Here is a 26,561-nt window from a genome sequence, read left to right as displayed (position 1 = left end):
GGCGAGTCGCTAGGCTCCGAGCACCCGATGCCGATCGAACGAATGGTGACGATGATGTCCCCACGAACCGGCGCTGAGGTGCGTCTCACCGCCCCGCGACGCACGCTCTCACTCTCAGCCCTCCGACGCACACCCGCGACCATCGCCGTGGTGGCCGCCTCGCTCCTCGTGCTGGCGGGCTGCGGCGGCACTGCGCACGATCCGGCCCCGGAGACTCCGCATGCGTTCGCCGCTCCGGCGTCCGCCGGCCCCTCGCCGAAGGCGACCACGTTCGAGACCGTCGAGGTCAGCGCCTCCATCCCGTTCGAACGCACCACCGTCGACGACCCCGAGCGAGACGCCGGCGTCACCGAGATCGTGACACCGGGCGCGCTCGGAACGAAGGTCTCCACCTACCGCGTGACGCGGGTCGACGGCGTGGAGGCCGCGCGGACGCTGGTGGGCGAGACGGTGACGGTCGCGCCCGTCACGGAGGTCACGGCGCACGGCACCCGGGAGCCGCAGGCGGCGGCCCCTGCACCCTTCGTCGCCGCGGAGCCCGCGGCGCAGTGCGATCCCAACTATGCGGACGCGTGCGTGCCGATCGCCAGCGACGTCGACTGCGCCGGGGGAAAGGGCAACGGCCCGGCCTACGTGCAGGGTCCGGTGCGGGTGGTCGGCACCGACATCTACGACCTGGATCGCGACGGCGACGGCATCGGCTGCGACAAGTAGCCGCCACGCCCGGGCGGCATCCCGCCACGCCCTACGGTGGAGGCATGACGATCACCGCCGCGGCAGACGGATCCGCCCTGGGCAACCCCGGGCCCAACGGCTGGGCCTGGTACATCGACGACGCGAACTGGGCGGCCGGCGGATCCCCGCACGGCACGAACAACCAGGGCGAGCTGCAGGCCGTGCTGGAACTGCTGCGCGCGACTTCGGTCGTCGCCGGCGAGAAGCTCGTGATCGAGTGCGACAGCCGTTATGTGATCGATTCCGTGACCAAGTGGATGCCGGGGTGGAAGCGCAAAGGGTGGCGCAAGTCCGACGGCGGCCCCGTGCTCAACCGGGACCTGCTCGAGGGCATCGACGTCGAGCTGCGCGGCCGCGACGTCTCCTTCACCTGGGTCAAGGGCCACGCAGGGCACCCCTTGAACGAGGCCGCGGACCTGCGCGCGAACGCCGCCGCGACCGCGTACCAACGCAAGCAGGAGCCCGACCGCGGACCCGGGTTCACCGCGGCGACGCCGTTCGACGAGGCCCCTGTCGTGCTCGCGGAGCCGGAGCCTGCGCTCCCCCCGCGCGGCCACGAAGCGCCGGCCGTCGCACCGTCGCCGGCACCGGCGCAGACGCTGTGGGCGGAGGCGACGGATCTGCTCGACGGGCTGGACCTGCCTGCGAGCACTCCCCCGATCGACCTGCACGTCGCCCTGAGCGCCGAGGAGCACGCGCGTCTCCGCGACCGCGCGGACGCCCAGGGCGTGACCCTCGAAGAGGCGCTGCGCCGGCTGATCTGAAGCGCAGGCGAGCGCGACGCCGCTCGGCGTAAGCGCGCGGCGTGAGCGAGGGTGGCGCCGATCCTCTCTCAGTACGACCGCAGCGCCACCCGCGTCTGCGTCTGCGCGGCCCCGCACTCCTTCTTGAGGCGGCGCAGTAGCCGGTCCAGGGTCGCGGTGTCGCGGGTGAACGCGCGCACCATGCCGTCGTAGGCGCCGGTCATGTGCACGGCGTCGACGATCTCCGAGATAGATCCGACCCGCTCCGCGAAGACGTCGAAGTCGGTGGCGTCGTCCAGTCGCACGTCGATGAAGACCTCCAGCCCGCCGCGCGGATCCGGGGCGTCGATCCCCGTCCGGATCGTGTAGCCGAGAATGATGCCGCTCTGCTCGAGACGACGCACGCGGACGGCGGCGGCGTTGGTGCTGAGCCCGACGGTGCGCCCGATCTCACTGAACGAACGGCGTGCGTTCTCCTGCAGCAGACCGAGGATCTGCTCGTCGATGGCGTCCATGTTGGTCAGACTAACCACTGAACCGACAGAATCCCCGATCGGTCGGCACGAAGCCGTCACACTGGACGGCATGGAGGGGTTCTGGATCCCGGCGGTGGCCGGCATGCTGGCCGGGCTCGGTGTCGCGATGCCGCTGGGCGCGATCGGCGCGCTCCTTCTGCGCGAGGGCATCGTGAACGGGTTCCGCGTCGCTGCGGCCGGCGCGGCCGGCGTGGCGACGGTCGACCTCCTCTACTGCGCCGCGGCCACGGCCGCGGGAGCGTTCCTCGCCTCGGTGATCGAGGGCTTCCGTGGCCCTTTCCTGATCGCATCCGGGGTCCTGGTCGTCGGGATCGGGATCCTGCAGCTGTTCCGGATCCGACGCGATGCCGGATCCGATGAGCCCGAGGTCGGCAGGATCTCGGGGCTCGGCGCGTACGCGCGGTTCTTCGGCCTCACGGCGATCAACCCGATGACGCTGATCTACTTCCTCGCACTCGGCGGCGCCGTCACCGCGCGCAGCGCCTCGCTGTCGGGACCCGTGGTGTTCGTGGTCGCCGCGGGGATCGCCTCGCTCGCCTGGCAGCTCGTGCTGGCGGGCGTCGGCGCGGCCTTCGGCCATCTGATCGGAGCGCGCGCGGCCCGCCTCATCGGGATCCTGGCGTCGCTCGTCGTGATCGGGCTCGGGGCCGTCGTGCTCGCCGGCGGCGTCGGCGCGCTCGTCTCCCCTTGAGCGTCTCAGCGCCCGGCGAGCAGCTCCTCCAGGCGCTCGGCCTCAGCGGCCGGCATGGAGTACATGTGCTCCGGAGCCGGGTACACGCGGTCGCGCACCTCGTCCGCGTAAGCGGTGACCCCGTCGATCGCCGCCCTGCGCAGGTCGGCGTACCGCTTGACGAACCGGGCCGCGCCGCCGTCGTAGATCCCGAGCAGGTCGTGGAAGACCAGCACCTGCCCGTCGGTGGCGGATCCGGCTCCGATCCCGATCACGGGGATGTCGAGGAGGGGCATGAGCGCTGCGGTGACCTCGCTCGGCACCGCCTCGACCACCAGCAGTGCGCAACCCGCATCCTGCAGGGCGAGGGCGTCGTCGATCAGGGCGAGCGCGGCCTCGGCCGTACGCCCCTGCGAGCGGTAGCCGCCGAGCGAGGTGGCGGTCTGCGGGGTGAGCCCGACGTGGCCGACGACGGGGATCCCGGCCTCCACGAGGGCTCGTGCGCGTTGCACCGAGGTGCCGCCGCGCTCGATCTTGACGAGGTCGCAGCCGGTCTCCTTCACGAAGCGCTGCGCTGTCGCGAGGGCCTGCGCGTCCGACGTCTCGTACGAACCGAACGGGAGGTCGGCGACGAGCAGCGGCTTCGTGAGGCCTCGGCGCACAGCCTTGGTGAGCATGATCATCTCGTCGACGGAGACGGGCACTGTGCTGTCGTAGCCGAGCACCGTCATCGCTGCGGAATCGCCGACGAGCACGATGTCGACGCCGGCCGCCTCGACGATCTGCGCGCCGGGGTGATCGTAGGCCGTGACCATGACGATCGGCTCGCCGGCGGCCTTCTTCGCCGCGAGATCGCCCAGGCCGAGCCGGCGGTCCGGGGCGGCGTGCGCGCTCACTTCGTCTCCCCCCGGTCGCTCAGTGCGGCGTGCGCACGGGCCTCCGTGAGCAGTGCGTCCACGGCGGTGTCGACCTGGATGATCGCGTTCGCCCGGTCGACGTGCACCACGGTCGGGGCGTAGCCGACGAGGTCTTCGGGCGCGTAGTCGGCGTACGAGATGACGATGACGGTATCGCCCGTGTGCACGAGCCGGGCGGCCGCGCCGTTGACCTGGATCACTCCGGAGCCGCGCTCGCCCGCGATCGTGTAGGTCTCGAACCGCGAGCCGTTGTCGACGTCGACGACGTGCACCTGCTCGTGCGGAAGGATGTCTGCCGCGTCGAGCAGGTCGGGGTCGATCGTGATGGATCCGACGTAGTGCAGGTCGGATCCGGTGATCGTCGCCCGGTGGATCTTCGACTTCAGCATGGTGCGTCGCATCAGGCGCTCACTCTCAGGAGGCGGTTGTCGATGAGGCGGGCGGCGCCGACGTGCGCGGCGACCGCGAGAAGGGTGTCGCCGGTCAGCGTCGTGACCGGCCGCAGATCGTCGGCGGTGCGCAGCTCGAGGTATTCGGGGACGATGCCGGCATCGTCCAGCACGCGCCGCGCGACATCCATGACGACCGCGGCCTCGCGCTCGCCCTGTTCGACGGCGACGGCGGCGGCCGCGAGAGCGCGGTTCACAGCCGACGCCTGCCGTCGGGCCGCGGGGTCGAGGTAGACGTTGCGCGAGCTCATGGCGAGTCCGTCGGGTTCGCGCACGGTCGGGACGGCCTGGATCCGCACATCGATGTCGAGGTCGCGCACGAGCCGGCGCACGACGAGCACCTGCTGCGCATCCTTCTGCCCGAAGAAGGCGATGTCGGGGGCGACGATGCCGAACAGCTTGGCGACCACGGTGGCGACCCCGTCGAAGTGGTGAGCGCCGCGACTCGCGCCGTCGAGCACGTCGGTGATGCCCGCGATGTGGATCGTCGTGGCGAAGCCGTCGGGGTAGATCTCGGCGGGCGCGGGTGCGAACAGGATGTCGACGCCGGCACCTTCCGCCAGGGCCGCGTCCCGCGCCTCGTCGCGCGGGTAGCGGCTGAGGTCTTCGTTCGGGCCGAACTGGGTGGGGTTCACGAACAGCGAGACCACGACGAGGTCGGTGCTCCTGCGCGCTTCGTGCATCAGCGCCAGATGGCCGGCGTGGAAGGCGCCCATCGTCGGAACGAGACCGACGCTGCCGCCCTGGATCCTGGCCGCACGGACAGCCTCGCGGACCTCGGCGATCGTGCGGATGATCCTCATGCGCGGGTCCTCCCGGTCTCTCCCGTGGTCGTTCCCTGGTCAGCACCCGGGGTCGTTGAGCGAGCGAAGCGAGACGAAACGCCGTCTCCTTCGCGACCCGCGAGCACGCGGGTCTGCGCCGTCAGCGCATCGACGAGCTCCAGGAGCTCCGGATTGCCCTCCGCGACAGCCACCCTCTGCCGGGCGACAGTGGCCTCATCGCCGCGGGCGATCGGCCCGGTGAGGGCCCCGGCCGCGCCACGATCGGCCCAGTTCGTCACCGTCTGCCGCACGAGCGGCGCGAGGACCGCGCGTGCCTGCGCCGACGGGATCCCCGCGGATCCGGCCACCCGCTCGGCGGCGTCGAACACGGCGAGGATCAGGTTCGAGGCGATCGACGCGGACGCGTGGTAGCCCGCGCGGTGCCGGTCGTCGACCTGGAACGGGTGAGCTCCGAGCGCGACGGCCAGCCTTTCCGCCACGGCGAGGGTCTCGGGCGTGCGTCCGTCGACCGCGGCGCCGATTCCGTGGAACACGCTCGGCGCCTCGATTCCGGTGAAGGTCTGCAGCGGGTGGACGCTGAAGTCGACGTCATCGAGGCCCGTAGCCCCGGAGACATGGCCGACCAGCCGCGCGTGCGGGCGCGCTGCGAGCGCCGCGTCGTGGATCGCCGCATCCGGCACGCAGAGGATCGCGGCGTCGACCGCGGGGATCGGGTCTCCCCGATGAAGAGGTCCGGCGACGCTGAAGCCGGCTGCCGTCAGCGCCCGCGCGAGCACACGGCCGAGCCGTCCGGCACCGACGACGGCGATGTCGCGGACGGGCGCGGCGGGGAGGGAGGAGAAGGTCTCGTTCATTGTTGGACCCCGACCGGAATAGACGGCCGGGACGGGTCGAGTATCCGCCCGAGACACGAGGCGTACCAAATCGTGGATCAGATAGACATGTACTGACCATCGTTGATAAAGCTATTTGATGCAAAATGATTTATCTTGCCGGTCCTTTTGATCTCCGCCTACGCCGCGCGCTGGCACGCGCCGCCTCGCTCCGAGTCGGCACCGGCCAGGCTGGATACCCCGGTCTGGCGCCGAAGTTCGCGGCTCGAGCGCTCTGCTAGCCTCACCCCCATGCCGTCGCCGTCGACTCTCGCCGCCCTCCGCGCCTTCGTCGAGGAGCGGGACTGGGACCAGTTCCACACCCCGGAGAACCTCGCGAAGAGCATCGCGATCGAGTCCGGCGAGCTGCTGGAGTGCTTCCAATGGGGCGGCGATTTCGATCGGACGCGCGTCGAGGAGGAGCTCGCCGACGTCGTCACGTACTGCATCCATCTCGCGAACCGGATCGGCGTGGACCTCGACGACATCGTGCTGCGCAAGCTCGAATCCAGCCGACAGAAGTACCCGACCGAACAGGCGCGCGGGCGGATGGTGAAGTACACACAGCTCGCGGCCGAGCGCGCCGGGGGCAGAGACACGTCGGCGTGACGGCCGCGTCGACCTGCTGAGCCACGCAGTCCACGCCACGCGCGGACGACGCGCCGGGAAAGTCTGCGGCCGCTGATTGGCTGGACGGATGGAGATCCCCACTCTCGTCCTGCTCATCGCCGTCGCCGTGCTGGTGGTCACGTTCATCGTCACCGTCTGGATGCTGAGCCGACGCAATCGGCGGGTCACGGACGAGCTCCAGCGCCGTTACGCGGAGGGCGAGAACACGCTCATCGAGCGTCAGGCCGACGTGACGCGTGAGCTGCAGAGCTCGCACGACGAGACGCTGGCCGCGCTGACCGCGCAACACCACACCGAGATCTCGCAGAGGATCCAGGCGCATGAAGAGCAGGTGCGCTCGCTCATCGCGGAGTGCGACGCCGCGGTCGCGAACGAGGAAGGATCCCGGCTGCTTGCCGGCCGCGGTCTGCGCTGGGACCTCGCCTCGCGTGAGGTGCTCGTGGACGCCTGCGATGCGGCGGGCCTCGACGCGATCATCGCGACGAACATCGTCTTCTCGCCGCGCGACGAGGGATCCATCGCCCCGTACTGCGCGCAGCTCGATCATCTGGTGATCACCGAGAAGGCGATCGTGCTCGTGGAGAGCAAGTACTGGCAGGGGCTCATCCTCGACGGCAAGAAGCCCTCGACGCTCGCCGGCGCGCTCGGGGTGCTGTTCGACGAGAGCGCCCTTCCGACATCGTTCGCGATCGCGATCTCTCGCGATGGCAACGAGCGCCTCGATGTGCGCACGCTGCTCGACGCTGATTCCCCTGCCTCGCAGGTGCGCCAGCAGGCGCACCTCTTCCACCAGCACCTCGTCGGGCAGCATGGATCCGCGCCCTCCCTGCAGACCTGCGTGTTCTACTCGCACCCGGATGCCCGCGTCTGGACGGGCGGCCTCGACGAGACCGAGCATGCGGAGCCAACGCGCATCGCCTCGGTGCGCACCATCCAGAAGGCGCTCCTGGACGCGCAGTCGGGTGGAGCGGCGGGCCCGTCGTCGCACCAGCTCACGCAGCTCGTCGCGACGGTGCGCGAGCTGGGCGCCGACCTGCACGGAACCGGGCGGTTCGCCTCCGAGTTCCGCAGCCCGGTGCCGCTGGACTTCCGCATGCCTGCGCACGGGGCGCTGGCGGCGGCGTCTGCGGATGGGCCGCGGATCCGGGAGCGACGCAGCGTGCGCGCCTGAGCGGTCGGAGCGCTTCTTCAGTAACGCGGGGCCGGGCGCGGTCAGCATCCTGGTGAGCCGGGACGTTCGCTGCAGGTGCCCTGGACGAGCGCGGTGTGGGCCCTGACCACGCGGACCTGCTGGCTCGCAGCCGGGCCGATCAGCGTGCCGTTGATCGGGATCCAGCCCGCGCCGAGGTCGACCTCGGCGGCGTAGGTGACGGTGACCGTCACGGTGTACGTGCCCGGCTGCGTGTAGACGTGGCTCGTGTCGGTCGGGGTGAACTGCGCTAGACCGATGGCGCCCCAGGGGGCTCCCGCCGTGCTGCTCGTGCGCTTCCCGCCGTCGCCGTAGTCGAACGCGTAGCCCACGGGAGTGAACCGGATGTTCAGCCCCCGCCCGAGGACGGTGCCCGGGATCGTTTCGGTCATCGCGCTGCTGACGAAGTTCGCGGGCAATCCGACAACGGCGATGTTGTCGGGCTCTCCCACGACGGTCGCGGTGGCGGGGACAAACCGGGCGAGATCGGAGACGGTGACGCTCCACCCCGGAGCGGTCGGCGCGGAGGGCAACCCGCTCGCGACACCGACTGGAGTCAGCGAGCGGCAGAAGGCGCTCGGTGGGCCGGGGGTGGCCTCGCAGACCTCCTGCGGGGTTAGGGCCGGAGTGCCGCCGTCGGCAGGCGCGCCCGGATCGCCGGAGTCGGGCTTGCCGCCGCGAGTCTCTGCACCGGGGTCTCCTTCGGCTTGGGTGTCGGTGATCGAAACTCCGCTCCCATCCGCCGGACATTGACCAGCCTGAACCAACTGCCAATCGCACGGAGCACTCAAAGGTAAGGGCACTGCCGACGCTGGAGGCACGCCGCCGAACATGAACAGCGTTACAAAGAGCCCCAGCGCGAACTTTGATCGGCGGCTTTCAAGGCCGACTACACCCATGTTCAACACGGTGCATTACCCCCCGAGATCTCGAATATGCGCATCTCAGCGCGCACCGGCATCGCCTTGATCACTACTGCGACCACGGGTGGACGGTCAGGTGAGGTGAGGTCCTTGCCACCCGAACTCATTAAGCGACTCTGAGCAATATCCATGCAGGCCAGCGCCTCCACCGATCGGGCTGCAGCGCCAAAGTGCTTAGGAACAAAACTAAGGACGGTGGTGGTCCCCTCGATATGAGTACCCTTCGTCGCCGCATCCCTTGACGACCGAATGTCGCTGTCCAGAGCCGAGCCGGCAAGGAACTTCTGGGGGTGTACGGTCTCATCGCCGTTCTGCATACGGTTCTTGGCGTTCACAAACTCGTGAAACACCTGCTCCGCCGCCCTAAAAGCCTCCGCCTCGGTTGCAAACGGCGGGGTTGGTGTGGGTCGGGGCGTAGGGCTGGGCGTGCAGCCAACCAGGCTGATGGCAGCAGCGGCCAGGACCATCGCAACGACTTGGCGTAGCGCCTCCCGGACGAGGCCTGCTCGACCGGCTGTGGTCTTGGGTGCACTTCGCCGTCGATTCATCCCCACACCGTAGCCAGATCCGTTTCACCGCCGCGGAAGTTATCCACAGGCGGCCTACTCGGACGAGCACCGCGTTCGCCTCGCTTCGCTCGCTCAACGACCCCCAGGGCGGGCGGCGATTCCTTGCGTGACGAGCTCGACGAGGGCGTCCACGCGCGCCGCTGTCAGCGGGCGCCCGAGCAAGGCGGAGTACGACGTCGCCGCGAGGAACTGGTCCGCGACGGCGGCCGCATCGACATCGGGGCGCACGTCCCCCTCCTCCTGCGCACGGGTCACGCGTGCGACGATCCACGACACGACCGGATCCGCGAAGCGATGGTTCAGCGCCGCACCCCGCTCCGGGTCCGTCGCCGTCACCGCGATGAGCGCCCGCGCGAGCGCCACGTTCTCGGGACGCGACAGGTTCTCGCCCGCCAGGGTGAACCAGCCGCGCAGATCCGCCGTCAGGTCGTCGGAGAACGGCAGCGCGACGTCGGCGCCCGGAAGGCTGCCCTCCAGCAGCGCCTCGCCGAGGATCGCCGCCTTCGACGGCCACCACCGGTAGATCGTCTGCTTGGACACCCCGGCCTCCGCCGCGAGCCCCTCGATGGTCACCGCGTCGTAGCCGTCGGCCGCCAGCGCACGACGCATCGCCGCCAGCACGGACTGGCGGGCGTTCTCACTGCGCGGACGGGGCACCCTCCGAGCGTATCGAGGTGTACGCTCAGCAATAAGTGGACGCACCGTTGCGAAACCCGATCGCAGCAGCCGTCGCGTGCGGCGGAGCGGATCCACGGCGAACAAAGGAGACACCCATGGCCCTGACCGCGAATTCCTCCATCGGCGACTGGCTGGCCGATCCGGCCGGCGGCGAACTCATCCGCGGGCTGCTCGCGCAGTCGGGGGCGAGCGCCGACTCGCTCACCCCCGTGCTGGGGCTGCCCCTGCAGCAGCTCGTCGTGATGAGCCAGGGTGCGATGCCGCAATCGGTCGTCGACGACCTCGTGCGCGCGGTCAACGGCGGCGAGATCCCCGAGGACGCATCGCCGCACGGCTGGATCGAGCAGGTCACTCCCGGTCGTTTCACCGGCAAGACCGTGATCGTCACCGGGGCCGCGTCCGGCATCGGCAAGGCCACCGCCTCCCGCATCGCACGAGAGGGCGGTCGCGTCATCGCGTGCGACATCGCCGCCGAGAAGCTCGACGCGCTGGCCGCCGACCTCCCGGGAGTCGTCACGGTGGCCGGAGACCTCACGCAGCAGGACGCGATCGACCGTGTCGTCGCCGCCGCAGGCGACCGCATCGACGGACTCGCGAACGTCGCCGGCATCAACGACGACTTCTCCCCGGCCGGCGAGACGCCCGACGCCGTCTGGGACCGCGTGATCGCGATCAACCTGACGGCGCCGTTCAAGCTCATGCGCGCCGTGCTCCCGATCATGGAGGCGAACGGACGCGGATCCATCCTGAACGTCTCGAGCGAAGCGGGCCTGCGCGGCAACGCCTCGGGCAACGCCTACACGGCCAGCAAGCACGGCATCATCGGCGTCACCAAGTCGGCGGCCTTCATGTACGGACCGAAGGGGATCCGCGTGAACTCGGTCGCCCCCGGCGGCGTCGCGACCGGCATCCCGATGCCTCCGCACATGTCGGAGTACGGATCCGGCCGGCTCGCCCCATTCCAGCAGGCCATCCCCACCGTCGCGACCGCCGAGCAACTGGCCGCCTCGATCACCTTCCTGCTCTCCGACGACGCGGTGAACATCAACGGCGCGATCCTCGCGTCGGACGGCGGCTGGTCGGTGCAGTAGCGCGCCTACTCGCCCCTCACCGGCGTGTACTGCAGCAGCACGTTCGACGAGCCGGGGATCGGGGTCGCGCCGAGGGGGCGCAGACGCGCGGGGGCCCGGAACGCGGGGACGCCCTCGCCGATCGCGTCGGGGCCCATGATCAGGTCCAGCCGGTCGACCGCTCCCTCGGCGAGCAGCCCGTTCCACAGCGTCGCGCTCGCGAACACGACGATGTCGCCGCCGTCTGACGCCTTCTCCTCGGCCAGCGTCGCCGCGAGCCCGGCACGGCCCACGACCTTCGTGGTCCCGTGCCACGGGTTGTCCGCGGGGACGACGAACCCGTCGCTCACCATGATCTTGGGCACGTCGCCGTACAGCCGGCTGAACTCACGGTTGACGGCGCTCAGCGCCGGGTTGGACGGGTCCTCGGGCGCATCGGCGATCAGCGGCCAGAACGAGCTGAACAGCTCGAACGACTTCCGGCCGAGCAGCACCGTGCCCGCCCCGCGCATCAGGTCGAGGTTGTGCGCGTCGAACCCCGCGTCGAGGTTCAGCACGAGGGGATTGCCGCCCGAGCCGGCGAAGAAGCCGTCGAGGGTGATGGCGTTGGAGACGATGAGCGAGCGCATGAGCGTTCCTTTCCTGGCTGAAGAGGTGCGTACACAGGTGCAGAGACACCGGATCCGCGGAACTCATCGGTCACCCGGAAGATTCTTCGGAATCCACGGAGCCGTCGACCGGTCCTCGCGTACGGACGGCCCCGTCTCCTCCCTTTCCCGAACACAGCGCAGGAGAATCGTCACACTCCGCCTCCCTCCGCCCGCTGACCTGCAGGATCTCCTGCGTCATGTCCAGCCAGGGGAGCCGGGATCCCGCCCGATGCGCGGCGCGCTGCGGGACATCCCGATGCCGTCGCGCGGCTTCGGTCAGTTCTCGCGGTCGTCGGAACCGGTCTCGGCCGCGATCCGGTCGGCCTCCGCGCTGTCGATCGCGTCGTCGTCGCGGTCCGGGTCGAGCTTCTCGTGACCGTCCGGTTCCTCCACGAGCGGCGGGTCGGAGAGCTTGTCCTCCGGGTCCTCGGGCACCAGCGGCATCTGCGGGTTGTTCGTCACGGCCTGCTCCTTCGCGTTCGGGCGTCCGGCCGGAACCGTCCTCCGTGAAGGACGCCGCACCGGGCGCACCGCACACGCTAGGGGCGCGGCGCCGCGACGTCTGCGGTCTTGTCACCGCGCCCCCGGCGTGCTAGCTCAGGGCAGCGACCGCCCGAGCGCCTCCCCAGGTCCTCCCTCAGATCCTCCCGCAGCTCCCGGCACGCTCGTAGCGCGCATGATCCCGGATCGGCTCGACGAGCGCGGGCAGGTCTTCCCGGCGGACGCGACGGATCTCGGGTGCGTCAGCAGTCACAGGTGATCGTGCTCAGCGGCGCGGTGAGCGGATCCTTGGCGCGGACGACGGGCCCGTGCGCGTCCTCGACGGGATAGCCCTCCCGGGCCCAGTACTCGAATCCGCCGATCATCTCCTTGACCTGGTAGCCGAGCTGAGCGAACTCCAGCGCGGCGCGCGTCGAACCGTTGCAGCCGGGCCCCCAGCAGTACGTGACGACGGGCAGGTCGAGGGGGATCTCGGCGAGCGCACGCTCGGCGATCTCGGCGGTCGGCATGTGCACCGCTCCGACGATCCGTCCCTGCGCCCAGGCCGCGCCGCCGCGGGAGTCGATCAGCACGAAGCCCGCCCCCTGCTCCTGTGCGGCGTGCACGTCGGAGGCGTCGGTCTCGAAGGCCAGCTTGCCGGCGAAATGGGCAACGAGCAGATCGGCAGAAGGAGCAGTCGATGTCATGCCTGAAACGCTATTCACGCGCTTCAGCGATGTGAAGGCCGCTCCCACGGCAGTCCGAAGAAAACGGCGTCGATTTCGTGGCAATCTTGGCGCATGGCCGTGAATCTCCCCTTTCAGCCCGACAAGGTCGACGCAGCGATCCTGAAGGAGCTGCAGGCCAACGGCCGCCAGAGCATCGCCGACCTGGCCCGACGCATCACCATGAGCCACAGCGCCGCCGCCGAGCGCGTGCGCAGGCTCGAGGAGGCCGGCGTCATCAGCGGCTACGCCGCTCAGGTCGACCCGGAGCGGCTGGGGTTCACCATCCTCGCCTACCTGCGCCTGCGCTACCCGAGCAGCGTCTACGAACCGCTGCATGAGCTGCTCGCGGGCCTGCCGGAAGTGATCGAGGCGCATCACGTCACCGGAGACGACTGCTTCATCATGAAGGTCGTCGCGACCAGCATGAAGCACCTCGAACAGGTGAGCGGCAGGATCGGCACACTCGGCAGCGTGACCACGAGCGTCGTCTACTCGTCCCCGCTGCCGCCCCGGCCCCTGCTGCCGCCGGCGTGAGCGCCGCGCCGCCGACCTGGCGCGGTCGCCGGGCTCAGCGCTCGGATCCCGCGCGTTCGATGACCCGCGGATCCAGGAACGATGCGATCCACGAGATCTCGGATCCGCGGAAGCCGAGCGCCATGACCGCGCCGGGCCGCCAGGCGCCGTCGGTCTGCTGATCGGCGACGAGCGCCGGCATGCCGTTGACCAGCACGTGCTCGCGCACGCGCCAGGGCGTGACGAGCGACCGCTCGGCGAAGAACGCGGTGACATCGGCGATCCCGTCGAACCAGGCGGGGAGGGGCGGCATCGTGAGGCGGACATCCTCGGTGAGCAACCCGACGATCCCCGGCACGTCGCCCGCCTCGAAGGCGGCCACGAACGCGTCGACGGCGCGCTGCTGAGCCGGATTACGGACGGTTCCTCGGTCCGCGGCCGCTTCGGCGCCGGCTCTGCTCGCGCGGGCCCGCTGCAGGGCGCTGTTCACGGCGGCGACGCTCGTCTCGAGAGCCTCGGCCGTCTCGGCGGCGGAGAAGTCCAGCACGTCGCGCAGGATGAGCACCGCTCGCTGACCCGGCGGGAGCTGCTGCAGCGCCGCGAGGAAGGCGAGCGAGATCGCATCGCGGCGCTCCGCCGCCTCTGCGGGGTCGTCGGCCGACGCGATCCAGGGCTCCAGCCACGCCGTCGCATCGTCGGGAGCGCCGAGATCGCCGAGCGGATCCCGCGCCGGATGCGCGTCCCACGACAGCAGCCGCGCGGGTCGACGCTCCGCGATCCGCAGGCTCGTGCGCGTCGCGATCCGGTACAGCCAGGTGCGCAGCGAGCTGTGGCCCGCGAACCCGGCGATGCCGCGCCAGGCGGCCATCAGCGCCTCCTGCGTCGCATCCTCGGCATCGGCGAGCGAGCCCAGGATCCGGTAGCAGTGCCCCTGCAGCTCCCGACGGTGCGGACCGACGAGCGTGGCGAACGCCGACTCGTCGCCGCCCCGGGCGCGGTCGAGCAGCACCGCATCCGTCAAGCGTGCTCCATCGCCATGCCGAGAGCGTAACGCCCGCGGCCGGCGCCCCTCACGTCCCTGCGCGATCCCTGCGGCGTCAGCCGCCCAGGCCGTCGTCGAAGACCTGCAGCGCGGAGGTGTCGTTCGTCGCGTCGGTGCGTGCCAGGCGCGTGCCGCGGAAGAACTCCGGCGAGGCCTTCGCCTGCACGAACATGAGGATCACGCCGAGGCCGAGCACGGTCACGCCGATGATGCCCACCAGGCCGATCCCGCCGATGCTGCTTCCAGATCCGGCCTCCGGATCCATCGCGTCGATGGTCGTCTTCACGAAGACGACCAGCAGCAGGATCCCGCCGAGGCCCGGCAGCACGACCTTCATCATGATCGAGCCGAAGCCCTCACGGAAGGCGGACTTGCGGAAGTACCAGGGGCTCGCGAGCGCGGTGACGCCGTAGTAGAAGCACACCATCATGCCGAGCGCGGTGATCGTGTCCCACAGCACGTCCTCGCTGATGAAGCGCATGACCGCATAGAACACCGAGGCGACGATCGACGACAGGAGCAGCGCCACGTGCGGCGACTTGTACTTCGGGTGCACCTTCTTGAGCGACGGCGGCAGCGCGCCGTAGTGCGACATCGCGAGAAGCGTGCGCGCCGGCGAGATGGCGGTCGAGTTGATCGACGCCATGGCACTGACGAGGATCGCGAGGGAGAGCAGGATCGCGGCCGGGCCCATGACGGGATGCGCGAGCGCCGCGAACACGTTCTCGATGATGTCGGGGTTGCCGAGCCCGGTGGGGCCGTCGCCGAGACCCGCGTAGGCGACGGTGGCCGTCGCGGTGCCGACGTAGAGGACGACCAGGATCGCGACGAGGATCATCGCGGCCTTGCTCTCGGTGGACAGACGGCCCTTGGACGGCTTGGTCTCCTCACCCATCGTGAGCACCGTGTCCCAGCCCCAGTACACGAAGATCGACACCGCGATGCCGGCGGCGAAGGCGCTGAAGCTCGACACCTCGAACGGGTTGAACCAGCTGAGTTCAGGAAGCTTGGCCTCCTTGTTGGCGGGGTCGCCCGCCCCGACGAACATCGCGACGACGAACCACACCATGACCGCCATCTGGAAGATCACGGTGATGTACTGGAACACCTTGGTCGAGGTCATGCCGCGGTATGAGATGAGCGTCGCGAGGGCCATGAACGCCAGGCACACCGCGATGTTGATGAACTTGTTCGCCGCGAGGTCGGCGATCGACGGATCCCCGACGAGGATGCTGATCGACTGGAACAGGAACTCGACGGCGATGCCGGCGAGATTCGACAGCACGAGCACGGTCGCCGCGATCAGGCCCCATCCGGCCATCCATCCCACCCATGGGCCGAACGCGCGCGTCGCCCATGTGAAGGAGGTGCCCGAGTCGGGCATCGCGGAATTCAGAGCGCGGTAGCCGAGTGCGACGAGCAGCATGGGGATGAAGCCCATGAGGAAGATCGCGGGCGTCTGGTACCCGACCTCGCTCGCCGCGGGGCCGACCGCGGCGGTCAGCGTGTACGCCGGTGCACACGTCGAGATCCCGATCACCAGCGCGCCGAGCACCCCGACGGTGCCGGTCGGAAGGCCCTTCTTGCTGATGCCCGTGACCGAGTCGAGCGTGCGCGTCGCCGGGTCGGGCGCTCCCTGGTCGTACTTCACACTCATCAGGATCCTGCCTTCCCGCACGTGGACATCGCCACGGATGCTGCGTCGCAGGGCGGTCGCCCCGCTGCGTCCCCCCGTCGAGTCTATGGGTTCGCTGGAGGATTGCTTCGCGGCGCCTGGAAGAAGGCCGGGCACGACGGCAACGGCCCCCTCCCGCCCGGCTCGGATCCGAACCACGTGACGATTTGCACACGGCGTGACGACCGACACACGATCTCGCCGGATCCGCGTGCTGATCGTCGCATGGTGTGCTGATCGTCGCGCGGGCGCACGCTGGCCCGCGATTGGGTCACCTCGCAGGCAGGGCTATGAAAGTGAGGGCGGCGATCAACCGCTGAAACACACCTAAACTGGATCCCGCCCCGCCGGCCCGATCTTGGAGTGCGTGTGACCACCCCGAACACCCCCACCGCCCACGTCCCCGACTCCGTCGCGAACGCCGCCGCGACGCCGGAGAAGGAGCAGCCGTACGCGGCGCTCGGTCTCAAGGACGACGAGTACGCGCGGATCCGGGAGATCCTCGGCCGCCGCCCCACCTCGGGCGAGCTGGCGATGTACTCGGTGATGTGGAGCGAGCACTGCTCCTACAAGAGCAGCAAGAACTACCTGCGCCGGTTCGGGCAGAAGGTCTCCGACGAGATGCGCAAGCGCCTCATGGTCGGCATGGGGCAGAACGCGGGCGTCATCGACGTGGGCGAGGGCTGGGCCGTCACGTTCAAGGCCGAGTCGCACAATCACCCGTCGTTCATCGAGCCCTTCCAGGGCGCCGCGACCGGCGTCGGCGGCATCGTCCGCGACATCATCTCGATGGGCGCCCGTCCGGTCGCCGTGATGGACGCCCTGCGCTTCGGCGCGATCGACGACCCCGACACCGCCCGCGTCGTGCACGGCGTCACCGCCGGCATCAGCTTCTACGGCAACTGCCTCGGCCTGCCCAACATCGGCGGCGAGACGGTGTTCGACGCCGTCTACCAGGCGAACCCCCTCGTCAACGCGCTCGCCGTGGGCGTGCTGCGCCACGAGGACCTCAAGCTCGCGAACGCCACCGGCGTCGGCAACAAGGTCGTGCTCTTCGGCGCCCGCACCGGCGGCGACGGGATCGGCGGCGCGTCGATCCTCGCCTCCGACTCGTTCGACGAGACCGGCCCGACCAAGCGGCCCGCCGTGCAGGTCGGCGACCCCTTCGCCGAGAAGGTGCTCATCGAGTGCTGCCTCGAGCTGTACCGCGACGAGCTCGTCGAGGCGATCCAGGACCTCGGCGCGGCCGGCATCTCCTGCGCCACGAGCGAGCTGGCCGCCAACGGCAACTCCGGCATGCATGTGTCGCTCGACAACGTGCTGCTGCGCGACCCCACGCTGACCGCTGAGGAGATCCTCATGTCGGAGTCGCAGGAGCGCATGATGGCGATCGTCGCGCCCGAGAAGCTCGACGCGTTCCTCGCGGTCGTGAAGAAGTGGGACGTGGAGACCTCCGTCCTCGGCGAGGTCACCGGAGACGGCCGCCTCATCATCGACTGGCAGGGGGAGCGGATCGTCGACGTGGATCCCTCCACGGTCGCCGTCGACGGCCCGGTCTACGACCGTCCCGTCGCCTACCCGACCTGGATCGACGCGCTGCAGGCCGATGCGGCCGAGCTGCTCCCCCGCGACAACGACCCGGAAGCGCTGAAGCAGCAGTTCCTCGCCCTGCTGGAGAGCCCGAACCTCGCCGACACCCGCTGGATCACCAACCAGTACGACTACTACGTCCTCGGCAACACCGCCCTCGCCTTCCCCGACGACGCCGGCATGATCCGCGTCGACGAGGAGTCGGGCCTGGGCTTCTCCATCTCGACCGACGCGAACGGCCGCTACAGCCAGCTCGACCCGTACGCGGGCGCGCAGCTCGCCCTCGCCGAGGCCTATCGCAACGTCGCCGTCACCGGCGCCGAGCCGACCGCGATCACCGACTGCCTCAACTTCGGCTCCCCGGAGAACCCCGAGGTCATGTGGCAGTTCGGGCAGACCGTCGACGGCCTGGCCGACGGCTGCTACGAGCTCGGCACCCCCGTCACCGGCGGCAACGTCTCGTTCTACAACCAGACCGGCGACGTGCCGATCCACCCGACCCCCCTGGTGGGCGTGCTCGGCATCATCGACGACGTGTCCCGCCGGATCCCGTCCGGCTGGCAGGACGAGGGCCAGAACATCTACCTGCTCGGCACCACGTCGACCGAGCTGAGCGGATCCGCCTGGGCCGACGTCATCCACGACCACCTCGGCGGGCTGCCGCCCAAGGTCGACCTCGCGGCCGAGAAGCGCCTCGCCGGCCTCATCGCCGCCGCCCGCGACGAGTGGCTGATCTCCTCCGCGCACGATCTGAGCGAGGGCGGCCTGGGTCAGGCGCTCGCCGAGGGCGTGATGCGCTTCGGCGTCGGCGCCCGCGTATGGCTGACCGAGCTCATGGAGCGCGACGGCGTGGACGCTGCGACCGCCCTGTTCTCGGAGTCGACCGGTCGCGTGATCGTGACCGTGCCGCGCGAGGACGACGTCAAGTTCCGCGGCCTGTGCGAGGGCCGGGGCTACCCGGCGCTGCGCATCGGCGTGACCGACAGCGCGCCGCAGCTCGAGGTGCAGGACGTGTTCACCCTCTCCGTCGACGAGCTGCGCGCGACCGCGCAGGCGACCCTGCCGGCCGCGTTCGGACCGACCGTCGCGGAGCCCGTCGGCGCCTGACGCCGCGGGAGACCACGTGAACAGCACGCCCGACCCTTCGACAGGCTCACGGGCCACCGAGGACCTCTCGATCTACAGCGCCCGCCGGCAGCGCCGGATCCGCATCACGGCCTGGGTCGTGATCGTCGCCCTCATCCTCGTGGGCGGCGGGTCCACGGTGCTCACGGTGCTTCTGGGCTGACCCGGGGTCGGGCACCGCTCCTCGCGCGCCGTTCTGCAGGGAGGCTCGGCCGTTCTGCAGGGAGGTCTCGCGGTTCGGCCGGGTGTCGAAGCCGCAACACGGGCGCCGCGGCCTGATTCGACCCACTCCCGGCAGACCCACCCTGCAGAACAGCACCGGGTCCCTGCAGAACGTCCTCCCCACGCGGCGGCCGACGCCCTCGCGGCGCGACCGCCCCGACGCACGGGGTAGGTTCGACAGCATGCGACCCGACCGTGCGGTGACCCTGCAGGACATCGCCGATCGCCTCGGCGTCTCCCGCTCGACCGCGTCCTTCGCGATCACCGGACGGGGGCGCGTGTCGGAGGAGATGCGGCGCCGCGTGCACGAGGTGGCCGATGAGCTCGGGTACCGCCCCAACACCGTCGCCCGCCATCTCAAGGGCTCGCGCACCGGCATGCTCGCCCTGCGCCTCCCGCCCGACAGCACCACGATGTCGTACTACATGGAGGCGACGTTCGGCATCGTCGAGGAGGCGAACCGCGCCGGCATGACGGTGATCATGCTGCCGACCGAGCAGGGCGCCGACCGCGCCGACCAGCTCACCGCCGACGCGGTCATCCTGCTCGACCCCGACCTCAACGATCCGGTCGTGCACACGCTGCTCGCCGGCCGCCTGCCCGTGATCACCGGAGAGCCGACGCCCGCCGGGCTCCCCGAGCCCCGCGCCTGGGTCACCAGCGAGCACGCGCCCGCGGTGCGCGAGCTCATGGACCACCTCCTCGAGAGCGGGATGCGCCGCCCGGCGATGCTCTTCCCCGAGCTGCGCGGCTACTGGGCGCTCACGGTGCGCGATGCGTTCGAGCAGTGGTGCGCCGAGCACGGCCTGCACCCCCGCATCAGCGAGGTGGAGCATCCGGCGCCGCCCGAGGTCATCCATGCCGCGGTCTCCGACCTCCTCGCCGAGGACGACGAGGATCCGGTCGATGCGATCGTGTCGGTCTCGGACGGCACCGTGCTGAGCGTCGTGACCAGCGCGCAGCAGCTCGGCCGCCGCGTGGGCGAGGACCTGCTCGTGGCCGCCCTCGTCGACACCGAGGTGCTCTCGCTGACGCGTCCCTCGATCACGGCGATCGACCTGCACGCCCGCGAGTTCGGGCGGCGCTGCGTGCGCGCCGCGCTCGCGGTGCTCGACGGCACCGCCGACGAGGAGGGCGCGCCGATCCGGGAGGTCGTGCCGATCACCGTGCACCGCCGCGCCTCCACCCGCGGCTCGGCCTGATCCGCCCTGCGGCGCCTTCCGAACGACGCGCTTGCGATGCTTTATCGATATTGCTACTCTTCAAGCACCTTGATCCGCTGACCTCTGCGGCCGACGACGATGTCGCGTCCGCCATCAGGAGCCCCCCATGTCAACGTCCGACGAATCCCTGGCCGCGCCCACCGAACTCACCGCCCAGGTCACCGAGGGACGCTTCCGCCGCGTCCTCGGCGTGCCCTCGCTCGTGCTGTTCGGCCTCGTCTACATGGTGCCGCTGACCGCGTTCACCACGTACGGCATCGTCACCCAGCTCACCGGCGGACGCGTCGCCGCGACCTACGTCATCACGCTCGTCGCGATGGTGTTCACGGCGCGCTCCTACGCGCGGATGTCGGTGGCCTACCCGTACTCCGGATCCGCCTACGTCTACACGCAGCAGTCGTTCGGCGGCGCGATCGGCTTCCTCGCGGGCTGGGCGCTGCTGCTCGACTACCTGTTCCTGCCGATGATCAACTACCTGATCATCGGCCTCTACATGGGAAGCAGCTTCCCCGGCGTCCCGTCCTGGGTCTGGATCGTCGTGGCGATCGCCGTGGTCACCGTGCTCAACGTCATCGGCATCGTCTCGGTCGCCCGCGCGAACTTCGTCATCATCGCGGTGCAGACCGTGTTCATCGTCGCCTTCGTCGCGCTGTCCCTGGGGGCGGCGGCCGGTCACGGAGCGAACCTGCTCGCGCCGTTCAGCGGCGACGGCACCGTGGGCAGCTTCTTCCCGCTGTTCCAGGGCGCCGCGATCCTCTGCCTGTCGTTCCTCGGATTCGACTCCGTCTCGACGCTCTCCGAGGAGGCGAAGGACTCCCGGCGCACCGTGCCGCGCGCGATCATGATCGTCACGGTCGTCGCCGGCCTGCTGTTCATCCTGCTCACCTACGTCGCGCAGATCGCCTACCCGTCCAACCGCTTCACGTCGGCGGACACCGCGAGCATCGAGGTCGTGGCGTCGCTCGGACAGCAGTGGCTGTCCGTCCTGTTCATCGCGGGCTTCATCGCCGGCAGCGTCGGATCCGCGCTCACCTCGCAGGCCTCCGTCGCGCGGATCCTGTTCGCCATGGGCCGCGACGGCGTGCTGCCGCGTGCCGTCTTCGGCAACCTGAGCAAGCGGTTCGGCACCCCGGTCGTCCCCATCCTGATCGTCTCGGCCGTCTCGCTCTCTGCGCTGTTCGCCGACCTGCTCACCGTCTCGAACATGATCAGCTTCGGCGCCCTCATCGCGTTCTCCTGCGTGAACCTGTCCACGATCAAGCACTACTTCGTCGATCGCGGCGAGCGCGGCGGCCGGCATGCCGTGAACAACCTGGTGCTGCCGGGGATCGGCTTCGCGCTCACCGTGTGGCTGTGGACGAACCTGACCGGCATGACGTTCGTGGTCGGGCTGTCCTGGCTCGCGATCGGCTTCGTGCTCCTGCTCATCGTGACGCGGTTCTTCCGCCGCCCGACCCCGACCCTCGATCTGAAGGAGTGACGTGATCGACACGATCGTCATCGCCGCCCGGGTGCGCTCGCTCGCCCCCGAGACCCCGGAAGGCGCGGACGCCGTCGCGATCGCCGACGGACGGATCGTCGCCGTCGGGCCCCGATCCGAGATCCTTCCGCTCGCAGGCCCCGGCACCGCGCTCGTCACCCACCCCACGGCGACGATCATCCCGGGGCTGGTCGACGCGCACAGCCACCCGGTCTTCAGCCTCGGCATCGTCCGCGGGCTGTCGCTCACGGACGTGCACACCTACGACGAGCTGGTCGCCGCGCTCGAACGAGGGCGCGCGGAGCAGGCCGGCGACGAGTGGTTCCTCGCCTGGGGACTGGATCCGACCGCTTTCGAAGGACGTCCCCTCGGCAACGCGGTCCTGCAGGAGGTGCTCGGCGACGAGCGTCCCGCCTACATCACGATGTTCGACGCGCACTCGGGCATCGCGTCGGCCGCCGCGCTGGCCCGCGCCGGGATCGATGCGCCGGTCACGCACCCGGACGGATCCGGCGCCGTGGGCGACCAGGACGGGAAGCTCACCGGGCATCTGATCGAGTTCCCGACGATGGAGATCCTCGAGCGCGCTCTTCCCGAGCTCGGATTCTCCGACCGGGTCGCGCAGCTGCGGGGCCTGCTGGCGGACATGGCGGCGGTCGGCATCACGGCGGCGCACGTCATGGACCTGCAGGACGCGGATGCGCTCGACCTGCTCGCCGCGATCGAGGCATCGGGCGAACTTCCCGTGCGGCTGCGCATCTCGCCCTGGGTCACCCCGGAGACGACGGACGACGAGGTCGCCGCGCTCATCGCGCTGCAGGGTCACGGCGGGCGGCGCTACCGGGTCGAAGGAGTGAAGTTCTTCATCGACGGCACGGTCGAGGGGGGCACCGCGTGGCTGGCCTCCCCCGACGCCGAGGGCGAGGGGCTCTCCTCCGCCTGGGCGCCCGCCGAGGCCTATGCCGAGCGGGTGCGGCGGTTCGACCGGGCGGGAGTCCCCACGGCGACGCACGCGATCGGCGACCAGGGGATCCGGTTCGTCGCGGAGACGCTCGCGGCACTGCCGCCGGGGGGCGTGCCGCACCGCATCGAGCACATCGAGTCGGCGGAGGACGACGTCATCGCGCTGATCGGCGCGAACGGCATCGTCGCGAGCATGCAGCCCACGCACTGCACGCATCACGTACGCAGCGACGGCTCCGACGACTGGTCCCGCCGCCTCGGCCCCGAGCGTGCGGCGCGGGCCTGGCGCACCGCCGACGTGCGCCGCAGCGGAGCGATCCTCGCTCTCGGCTCGGACTGGCCCGTCGCGCCCTTCGATCCGTGGGAGATCATGGCCGACGCCCAGGGGCGCCGCCGTGTCGCGAGCGCGGGTTCGGCACCCGTCGCGCCGGACCAGGCGCTCACCGCCCTCCAGGCCCTCGAGGGGTACACCACCCATGCGCACCGGGCGGTCGGCTCCGACGGCGGTCGCCTCGCCCCCGGAGCACCGGCGGATCTGGTCGTCGTCGACCGCGATCCGCTGGACGCCTCGCCGGAGGACCTCCTCGCCGCGCGGGTGCTCCTCACCCTCGTCGACGGCGTGGCCACCGCAGGACGCTGAGCACGGTCGAGGTCGGGCTGGGCGGTGGGGCGGCACACGACGCAGGAGAAACCCCTGTGTGGGCGTGCTGGGCCGATGCCGGTGGCGGGTTCCCCTGCGTTGTGTTCCGAGCGAGGCGCCCCTCCGCGTCCGCCACCGCGAGCGGCGCCGTCCCGTCCCTGCCCGCACCGAGCGCGGTCCGCCGCCGACGGGCGGCGAGCGGGCGCTATGACCGATCCGTCGCGTTCGACCTGCTGTCCCGCGGGCGCAGCGGCGAGAGATCGTCGTCGCGCAACAGGCCGCGACCGCGGGCGACGGCGATCGCATCGCCCCTGTTGGTCACTCCGAGCTTGCGGTAGATGCTCCTGACCTGGGATTTGACGGTGTTCGACGAAACGTAGAGGGTCGACGCCAGCACTTTGATCGATGACGTGTGCACGAGTTCGTCGAGCACGACGGCTTCACGCTCGGTCAGACTCGTCTGGTCGTCCCAGGAGAGCAGCAGCGAGCGCACCGGAACATTCTGGACGAGGTCTTCACGACCGACGTCTCCGAGCGCTCTGCGGACTCTCTCGAGGTCGGCTCGCGGGATCAGCGCGAGTGCCAGGCGTTGACCGGTGTGCTCCAGCACAGCGGCCAGGTGGAGCGCGAGCCGTGCAGTGCGCGTCGACGGCGCCGTGCGGAGCAGGGCGGCGAGCTCGATCGTCAGCCGTTCCGCCTCCGAGCGCGACGTGAGCCCCGCGACGACGGAGCGTCGCGACTCGTCGAGAGCCACATCGATGCGGCCGAGAACCAGGGCGACACGCGCCCGCTGGATGTGGGCATCGGCGCCGGAACCCAGATCCCGGCGAAGGGCGGCCCAGGCGGCGTGGGGGTCGCCGAGGGCGAGATGGATCACTCCGCGGACGCCCGCGAGCCGGTGCCGCGCCCCGACGGACCGTCCCTCGGCGCCTCGTCGGGTGACGAACGCATCCAGACGCGCGATCGCCTCCCCGGGTCGTCCATCGACGAGCTCCGTCCAGGCTTCGACGATCGCGATCTCCGCCCAGAACTCGATCGTGTCGCGATCATGGACCATGCTCGCCAGATGCTCGCGCGCCGAGGTGCTGTCGAATCGCTCGAGGGCGATCATCGCTTCCGCCAGACGGTAGAAGGTGCCCGAGTACATCGATCTCTGGATCTCCGTCCAGCAGTCCTCGCGCGCCAGTTCCGCGTACTGCGCGGCGAGCCCCATGTCACCGCGGAAGGCGTGGATGCCCGCCAGCATCGAGATGTTCCCGAAGCCGTTATGAGGCCGCTCGGGGGCCGCTTCGGCGTAGCCCTTCACGAACGTCCCGAGCGCCTCCTCGACGTTGCCCGCGCAATAGAAGGACGTGCCGATCTGGCTGTAGATCCGCGGGATGTCGCCGACCTCTTCTCGCTGGTCCTCGCTCAGGCCGTCGAGCGCGCGCACCGCCGCCCGCGCGGAGCGGAGACCCAGACGCGGACGCCCGATGAGGCGGTACGCAACCGCTTCACTGGCCCGGATGAGAGCGCGATCGATCGCGGGGAGCTCGCGCTTCCGGTTGTGCGCCGCCCGCAGGACGGAGACGAGGATCCGGGCCGATCGGAGCCGGTGGTGCGGAAGTCCGTAGAACGACAGTCCGTAGGCGAATCCGAGCAGCGGACGGCTCTGGAGGTCGGACGGCGGCATGTCCCGGAGCAGGCTGCGGAGCTCATCCGAATGGACCGCGATCAGCGGGAACCAGTCGGCCCGGAGCAGATCCATGACGGCGTCGTAGTCCTCGTCCGCTACGGCGTTCGAGATCTTCTGCACCGTCGCGGGCACGGCCAGCTCGACGCGATGCCGGAGATCGTCTGCGCCCGTCCCGCTCGCGTGTCCGTCTCCCCGAGCGGGCGTGCTCTCCATAACCGATATTCTGCCGGAGTCGTCACATCCCGGCCGACAGCGGACGCAGCTCGTTGCTCGCCCGAGCCGATGCCCCAGATCATGCCGCCCAGGACTGTGGCGGGCACTCCGAACGAGAGGTCGTCATGCAGCACGTCGCGGGGGAACCGCTGCTCGACGATCGCCAGGACGCACCGCCGGACGAGACACGGATGCTCGGCCTGAAGGCGAACCTCGCGAAGTTCTTCCTGCTCGCCGCCCTCGTTCCCCCGGCGACCGTGGCGATCGCGCGACGGGCGTCGGAGATCGGCGGACCCGACAGCGCTGCCGGCTGGACCGCGCTCAGCATCGCCGTCGGCTCCGGCAGCGGGATCGCGGGCTCGCTGCTCGCCGGGTGGGCCGCCGACCGGGGACGGCGGTCCGCGCGCAGCCGCTGGTGGGTTCTCCTCGGCGGGACCGTGCTGGGAGTCCTCGCGCTCGCCTGGATGAGCTTCGCCCGCACCGGAGGCGAGCTCGCGGCCGGCTGGGGGCTGGCACAGGCAGGCCTGTCGGGAGCGATCGCCGTGTCGCGGGCTCTGCTGACGCACGTGCCGGCCGTGCGCCGAGAACGCAGCGCGGTGATCATGATCGCGATCTCATCCGTGGGGTTGCTCGTCCCCCTCGGGTTGCTGATCCTCCTGCCCGGATCGGCATGGATCACGTCGATCTGCCTCGCGGTGTGCGCGGTGGCGGTGGCGGCGATCGCCCTGCGGCGACCCTCCCTGCCCGCAGCCGGCGCGTCTCGCGCGCCGACGACCCCGCCCGCGCGTGACGGTGCCCGCACGGCGACCCCACGGATGTCCTGGGGGTCGGTGCTCGCGCTCGGCTTCAGCGCTCAGGTCGCCTTGTCCGCGTACCTGACCTATCACCCGCTGGACGTCGTCGCGCGGCTCGGTCTCGAATGGGACCAGGCGGTGCGAGCGGGAGCGCTCGTGCTGGCGGTCGCGCTCGTCGGTCTCGTCGGAGCGTCCGTCGTCATGATGGTCTTCCCCCGCGTGCTGAGGCGCACGCTGCCTCTCCTGTCCCTCGCAGGGGCGTTGCTGCTGTCGGGATTGATCCTGCGGGCGATGACGGCTTCGCTGGCGCCGCTGATGCTCTCCGGTCTTCTCAGCGGAATCGCGATCGGCATCAGCACGACCCTGCTCTTCACTGCGGCGTTGGCCCTCACGACATCGGAGCGGGCCGGTTGGAGGCTCGGCGTGTACAGCGCCGTCACCGGCATCGGCCAGCTCATCGGTCCTTCGCTCGCCCTGGGCGCGGTGATCGCGATCACGGGCACTCCGGACTACTCCGCTCTCTTCCTGCTGCTCGCCCTCATTCCGTCGGGCTGGATCGTCTTCGCGCTCGCGTCGGACATCCGCCGGCGACGCGCGCAGGCCCGGTGAGCGGACCGCACGTCTAGCGGCACCCTCGCCCCGCCGACGTGGCGCGGTGCTCTGCTTTCACCCCCATTTCACCCCGGAAACCGTCGCTCGCTCCGTGTCTCTCGGACAGTCTGTTCAGTGTCCGGTACCCGCGGACGTGGGGAGTGGGGTCGCGCTCTGCCGACATGAGGGCA

Annotated in this window: 27 protein-coding genes; 13 read left to right on the top strand and 14 right to left on the bottom strand. The window is 70.4% G+C overall.

The window, feature by feature from the left end:
* Positions 1-150 precede the first annotated feature (150 nt).
* Both NFX31_RS01125 and NFX31_RS01120 read left to right on the top strand, forming a co-directional pair.
* A complete protein-coding gene (locus tag NFX31_RS01125) occupies positions 151-714 on the top strand; it encodes a G5 domain-containing protein (RefSeq protein ID WP_338101481.1) in 564 nt (187 codons plus the stop codon).
* 44 nt (positions 715-758) lie between these two features.
* Positions 759-1,499, top strand: a complete 741-nt coding sequence (locus NFX31_RS01120) for a ribonuclease H family protein (RefSeq protein ID WP_262956505.1) — start codon at positions 759-761, stop codon at positions 1,497-1,499.
* A gap of 68 nt (positions 1,500-1,567) precedes the next feature.
* Here the strand turns inward: NFX31_RS01120 and NFX31_RS01115 are convergent, their stop codons facing one another.
* Entirely contained in the window at positions 1,568-1,993 is a 426-nt protein-coding gene (locus NFX31_RS01115) for an Lrp/AsnC family transcriptional regulator (protein WP_262956504.1), read from the bottom strand.
* Between the two features lie 70 nt (positions 1,994-2,063).
* Here NFX31_RS01115 and NFX31_RS01110 point away from each other — a divergent pair, with 70 nt between their 5' ends.
* Positions 2,064-2,705 (top strand): LysE family translocator, encoded by a 642-nt coding sequence (locus tag NFX31_RS01110; protein WP_262956503.1) that lies wholly within the window; start codon positions 2,064-2,066, stop codon positions 2,703-2,705.
* Between the two features lie 5 nt (positions 2,706-2,710).
* Here the strand turns inward: NFX31_RS01110 and panB are convergent, their stop codons facing one another.
* Genes panB through NFX31_RS01090 form a run of 4 tightly spaced genes read right to left on the bottom strand, consistent with a single transcriptional unit; the run spans position 2,711 to position 5,689 of the window.
* Positions 2,711-3,580 (bottom strand): 3-methyl-2-oxobutanoate hydroxymethyltransferase, encoded by an 870-nt coding sequence (gene panB / locus NFX31_RS01105; RefSeq protein WP_045251081.1) that lies wholly within the window; start codon positions 3,578-3,580, stop codon positions 2,711-2,713.
* Positions 3,577-4,002, bottom strand: coding sequence for an aspartate 1-decarboxylase (gene panD / locus NFX31_RS01100; protein ID WP_091477770.1), 426 nt, complete (start codon positions 4,000-4,002; stop codon positions 3,577-3,579). Before panD ends, panB begins: the two co-directional genes overlap by 4 nt.
* Positions 4,002-4,853, bottom strand: coding sequence for a pantoate--beta-alanine ligase (gene panC / locus NFX31_RS01095; protein ID WP_262956502.1), 852 nt, complete (start codon positions 4,851-4,853; stop codon positions 4,002-4,004). The genes panD and panC overlap by 1 nt, the downstream gene beginning before the upstream one ends.
* Positions 4,850-5,689: a Rossmann-like and DUF2520 domain-containing protein gene (locus NFX31_RS01090; protein ID WP_262956501.1), complete on the bottom strand. Its 840-nt coding sequence runs from the start codon at positions 5,687-5,689 to the stop codon at positions 4,850-4,852. The genes panC and NFX31_RS01090 overlap by 4 nt, the downstream gene beginning before the upstream one ends.
* A 270-nt stretch (positions 5,690-5,959) precedes the next feature.
* Between NFX31_RS01090 and NFX31_RS01085 the strand changes: the two genes are divergently transcribed.
* Complete coding sequence (locus NFX31_RS01085; RefSeq protein WP_262956500.1) at positions 5,960-6,316, top strand: nucleotide pyrophosphohydrolase; 357 nt, start codon at positions 5,960-5,962, stop codon at positions 6,314-6,316.
* A gap of 88 nt (positions 6,317-6,404) precedes the next feature.
* On the top strand, positions 6,405-7,508 hold the full coding sequence (locus tag NFX31_RS01080) for a nuclease-related domain-containing protein (protein WP_262956499.1): 1,104 nt from the start codon (positions 6,405-6,407) through the stop codon (positions 7,506-7,508).
* A 41-nt stretch (positions 7,509-7,549) separates the two neighbouring features.
* Here the strand turns inward: NFX31_RS01080 and NFX31_RS01075 are convergent, their stop codons facing one another.
* The 3 genes from NFX31_RS01075 to NFX31_RS01065 form a co-directional block, all read right to left on the bottom strand.
* Positions 7,550-7,918 carry a PKD domain-containing protein gene (locus NFX31_RS01075; protein WP_262956498.1) on the bottom strand — a complete coding sequence of 123 codons (369 nt, stop codon included), beginning with the start codon at positions 7,916-7,918 and terminating at the stop codon, positions 7,550-7,552.
* Between the two features lie 509 nt (positions 7,919-8,427).
* Positions 8,428-8,784, bottom strand: coding sequence for a hypothetical protein (locus NFX31_RS01070; protein ID WP_262956497.1), 357 nt, complete (start codon positions 8,782-8,784; stop codon positions 8,428-8,430).
* 306 nt (positions 8,785-9,090) lie between these two features.
* A complete protein-coding gene (locus tag NFX31_RS01065) occupies positions 9,091-9,675 on the bottom strand; it encodes a TetR/AcrR family transcriptional regulator (RefSeq protein WP_262956496.1) in 585 nt (194 codons plus the stop codon).
* 116 nt (positions 9,676-9,791) lie between these two features.
* Here NFX31_RS01065 and NFX31_RS01060 point away from each other — a divergent pair, with 116 nt between their 5' ends.
* On the top strand, positions 9,792-10,787 hold the full coding sequence (locus NFX31_RS01060; protein WP_262956495.1) for an SDR family NAD(P)-dependent oxidoreductase: 996 nt from the start codon (positions 9,792-9,794) through the stop codon (positions 10,785-10,787).
* A 5-nt stretch (positions 10,788-10,792) separates the two neighbouring features.
* Here the strand turns inward: NFX31_RS01060 and NFX31_RS01055 are convergent, their stop codons facing one another.
* The 3 genes from NFX31_RS01055 to NFX31_RS01045 all read right to left on the bottom strand — a co-directional run bounded on the left by NFX31_RS01055 (position 10,793) and on the right by NFX31_RS01045 (position 12,603).
* Positions 10,793-11,395: a dihydrofolate reductase family protein gene (locus NFX31_RS01055; RefSeq protein WP_262956494.1), complete on the bottom strand. Its 603-nt coding sequence runs from the start codon at positions 11,393-11,395 to the stop codon at positions 10,793-10,795.
* A gap of 297 nt (positions 11,396-11,692) precedes the next feature.
* Positions 11,693-11,878, bottom strand: coding sequence for a hypothetical protein (locus NFX31_RS01050; protein WP_262956493.1), 186 nt, complete (start codon positions 11,876-11,878; stop codon positions 11,693-11,695).
* Between the two features lie 281 nt (positions 11,879-12,159).
* Complete coding sequence (locus NFX31_RS01045; RefSeq protein WP_262956492.1) at positions 12,160-12,603, bottom strand: rhodanese-like domain-containing protein; 444 nt, start codon at positions 12,601-12,603, stop codon at positions 12,160-12,162.
* Between the two features lie 93 nt (positions 12,604-12,696).
* On the opposite strand from NFX31_RS01045, the gene NFX31_RS01040 reads away from it, so the two are divergent.
* Positions 12,697-13,158 carry an Lrp/AsnC family transcriptional regulator gene (locus NFX31_RS01040; RefSeq protein WP_045251090.1) on the top strand — a complete coding sequence of 154 codons (462 nt, stop codon included), beginning with the start codon at positions 12,697-12,699 and terminating at the stop codon, positions 13,156-13,158.
* 34 nt (positions 13,159-13,192) lie between these two features.
* On the opposite strand, the gene NFX31_RS01035 is transcribed toward NFX31_RS01040, so the two are convergent.
* On the bottom strand, positions 13,193-14,158 hold the full coding sequence (locus tag NFX31_RS01035; RefSeq protein ID WP_262956491.1) for an RNA polymerase subunit sigma-70: 966 nt from the start codon (positions 14,156-14,158) through the stop codon (positions 13,193-13,195).
* Between the two features lie 76 nt (positions 14,159-14,234).
* Entirely contained in the window at positions 14,235-15,836 is a 1,602-nt protein-coding gene (locus NFX31_RS01030; RefSeq protein WP_262956490.1) for an APC family permease, read from the bottom strand.
* 387 nt (positions 15,837-16,223) lie between these two features.
* On the opposite strand from NFX31_RS01030, the gene purL reads away from it, so the two are divergent.
* The 5 genes from purL (at position 16,224) to NFX31_RS01005 (ending at position 23,097) form a co-directional block, all read left to right on the top strand.
* Entirely contained in the window at positions 16,224-18,551 is a 2,328-nt protein-coding gene (purL, locus tag NFX31_RS01025; protein WP_262956489.1) for a phosphoribosylformylglycinamidine synthase subunit PurL, read from the top strand.
* 16 nt (positions 18,552-18,567) lie between these two features.
* Positions 18,568-18,732 carry a hypothetical protein gene (locus NFX31_RS01020; protein WP_262957255.1) on the top strand — a complete coding sequence of 55 codons (165 nt, stop codon included), beginning with the start codon at positions 18,568-18,570 and terminating at the stop codon, positions 18,730-18,732.
* Positions 18,733-18,973: 241 nt separating this feature from the next.
* Positions 18,974-19,993, top strand: coding sequence for a LacI family DNA-binding transcriptional regulator (locus NFX31_RS01015; protein ID WP_262956488.1), 1,020 nt, complete (start codon positions 18,974-18,976; stop codon positions 19,991-19,993).
* 127 nt (positions 19,994-20,120) lie between these two features.
* The gene (locus NFX31_RS01010; RefSeq protein ID WP_262956487.1) at positions 20,121-21,494 is read left to right on the top strand and encodes an APC family permease; all 1,374 of its coding nucleotides are present in this window, start codon (positions 20,121-20,123) and stop codon (positions 21,492-21,494) included.
* Between the two features lies 1 nt (position 21,495).
* The gene (locus NFX31_RS01005; RefSeq protein WP_262956486.1) at positions 21,496-23,097 is read left to right on the top strand and encodes an amidohydrolase; all 1,602 of its coding nucleotides are present in this window, start codon (positions 21,496-21,498) and stop codon (positions 23,095-23,097) included.
* A gap of 205 nt (positions 23,098-23,302) precedes the next feature.
* Here NFX31_RS01005 and NFX31_RS01000 read toward each other — a convergent pair whose 3' ends face one another.
* On the bottom strand, positions 23,303-24,985 hold the full coding sequence (locus NFX31_RS01000) for a LuxR C-terminal-related transcriptional regulator (RefSeq protein ID WP_262956485.1): 1,683 nt from the start codon (positions 24,983-24,985) through the stop codon (positions 23,303-23,305).
* 125 nt (positions 24,986-25,110) lie between these two features.
* Here NFX31_RS01000 and NFX31_RS00995 point away from each other — a divergent pair, with 125 nt between their 5' ends.
* Complete coding sequence (locus NFX31_RS00995; RefSeq protein ID WP_262956483.1) at positions 25,111-26,388, top strand: MFS transporter; 1,278 nt, start codon at positions 25,111-25,113, stop codon at positions 26,386-26,388.
* Positions 26,389-26,561: the final 173 nt, after the last annotated feature.

The organism is Microbacterium azadirachtae (genome assembly GCF_025583665.1).
In the GTDB taxonomy this organism is placed as follows: domain Bacteria; phylum Actinomycetota; class Actinomycetes; order Actinomycetales; family Microbacteriaceae; genus Microbacterium; species Microbacterium azadirachtae.
The sequence above is the reverse complement of the archived record's forward strand: the minus strand, read 5'-3'. Positions and strand labels throughout refer to the sequence as shown.

Bases quoted from the DNA above. Each gene is read 5' to 3' on its own strand.
- NFX31_RS01075 (WP_262956498.1), bottom strand. From the start codon at position 7,918: ATGACCGAAACGATCCCGGGCACCGTCCTCGGGCGGGGGCTGAACATC.
- NFX31_RS01120 (WP_262956505.1), top strand. From the start codon at position 759: ATGACGATCACCGCCGCGGCAGACGGATCCGCCCTGGGCAACCCCGGG.
- NFX31_RS01110 (WP_262956503.1), top strand. From the start codon at position 2,064: ATGGAGGGGTTCTGGATCCCGGCGGTGGCCGGCATGCTGGCCGGGCTC.
- NFX31_RS01010 (WP_262956487.1), top strand. From the start codon at position 20,121: ATGTCAACGTCCGACGAATCCCTGGCCGCGCCCACCGAACTCACCGCC.
- panD (WP_091477770.1), bottom strand. From the start codon at position 4,002: ATGCGACGCACCATGCTGAAGTCGAAGATCCACCGGGCGACGATCACC.
- NFX31_RS01085 (WP_262956500.1), top strand. From the start codon at position 5,960: ATGCCGTCGCCGTCGACTCTCGCCGCCCTCCGCGCCTTCGTCGAGGAG.
- NFX31_RS01080 (WP_262956499.1), top strand. From the start codon at position 6,405: ATGGAGATCCCCACTCTCGTCCTGCTCATCGCCGTCGCCGTGCTGGTG.
- NFX31_RS01060 (WP_262956495.1), top strand. From the start codon at position 9,792: ATGGCCCTGACCGCGAATTCCTCCATCGGCGACTGGCTGGCCGATCCG.
- NFX31_RS01030 (WP_262956490.1), bottom strand. From the start codon at position 15,836: ATGAGTGTGAAGTACGACCAGGGAGCGCCCGACCCGGCGACGCGCACG.
- NFX31_RS00995 (WP_262956483.1), top strand. From the start codon at position 25,111: ATGCAGCACGTCGCGGGGGAACCGCTGCTCGACGATCGCCAGGACGCA.
- NFX31_RS01115 (WP_262956504.1), bottom strand. From the start codon at position 1,993: ATGGACGCCATCGACGAGCAGATCCTCGGTCTGCTGCAGGAGAACGCA.
- NFX31_RS01045 (WP_262956492.1), bottom strand. From the start codon at position 12,603: ATGACATCGACTGCTCCTTCTGCCGATCTGCTCGTTGCCCATTTCGCC.
- NFX31_RS01015 (WP_262956488.1), top strand. From the start codon at position 18,974: ATGCGACCCGACCGTGCGGTGACCCTGCAGGACATCGCCGATCGCCTC.
- NFX31_RS01000 (WP_262956485.1), bottom strand. From the start codon at position 24,985: ATGGAGAGCACGCCCGCTCGGGGAGACGGACACGCGAGCGGGACGGGC.
- NFX31_RS01090 (WP_262956501.1), bottom strand. From the start codon at position 5,689: ATGAACGAGACCTTCTCCTCCCTCCCCGCCGCGCCCGTCCGCGACATC.
- NFX31_RS01040 (WP_045251090.1), top strand. From the start codon at position 12,697: ATGGCCGTGAATCTCCCCTTTCAGCCCGACAAGGTCGACGCAGCGATC.
- panC (WP_262956502.1), bottom strand. From the start codon at position 4,853: ATGAGGATCATCCGCACGATCGCCGAGGTCCGCGAGGCTGTCCGTGCG.
- NFX31_RS01055 (WP_262956494.1), bottom strand. From the start codon at position 11,395: ATGCGCTCGCTCATCGTCTCCAACGCCATCACCCTCGACGGCTTCTTC.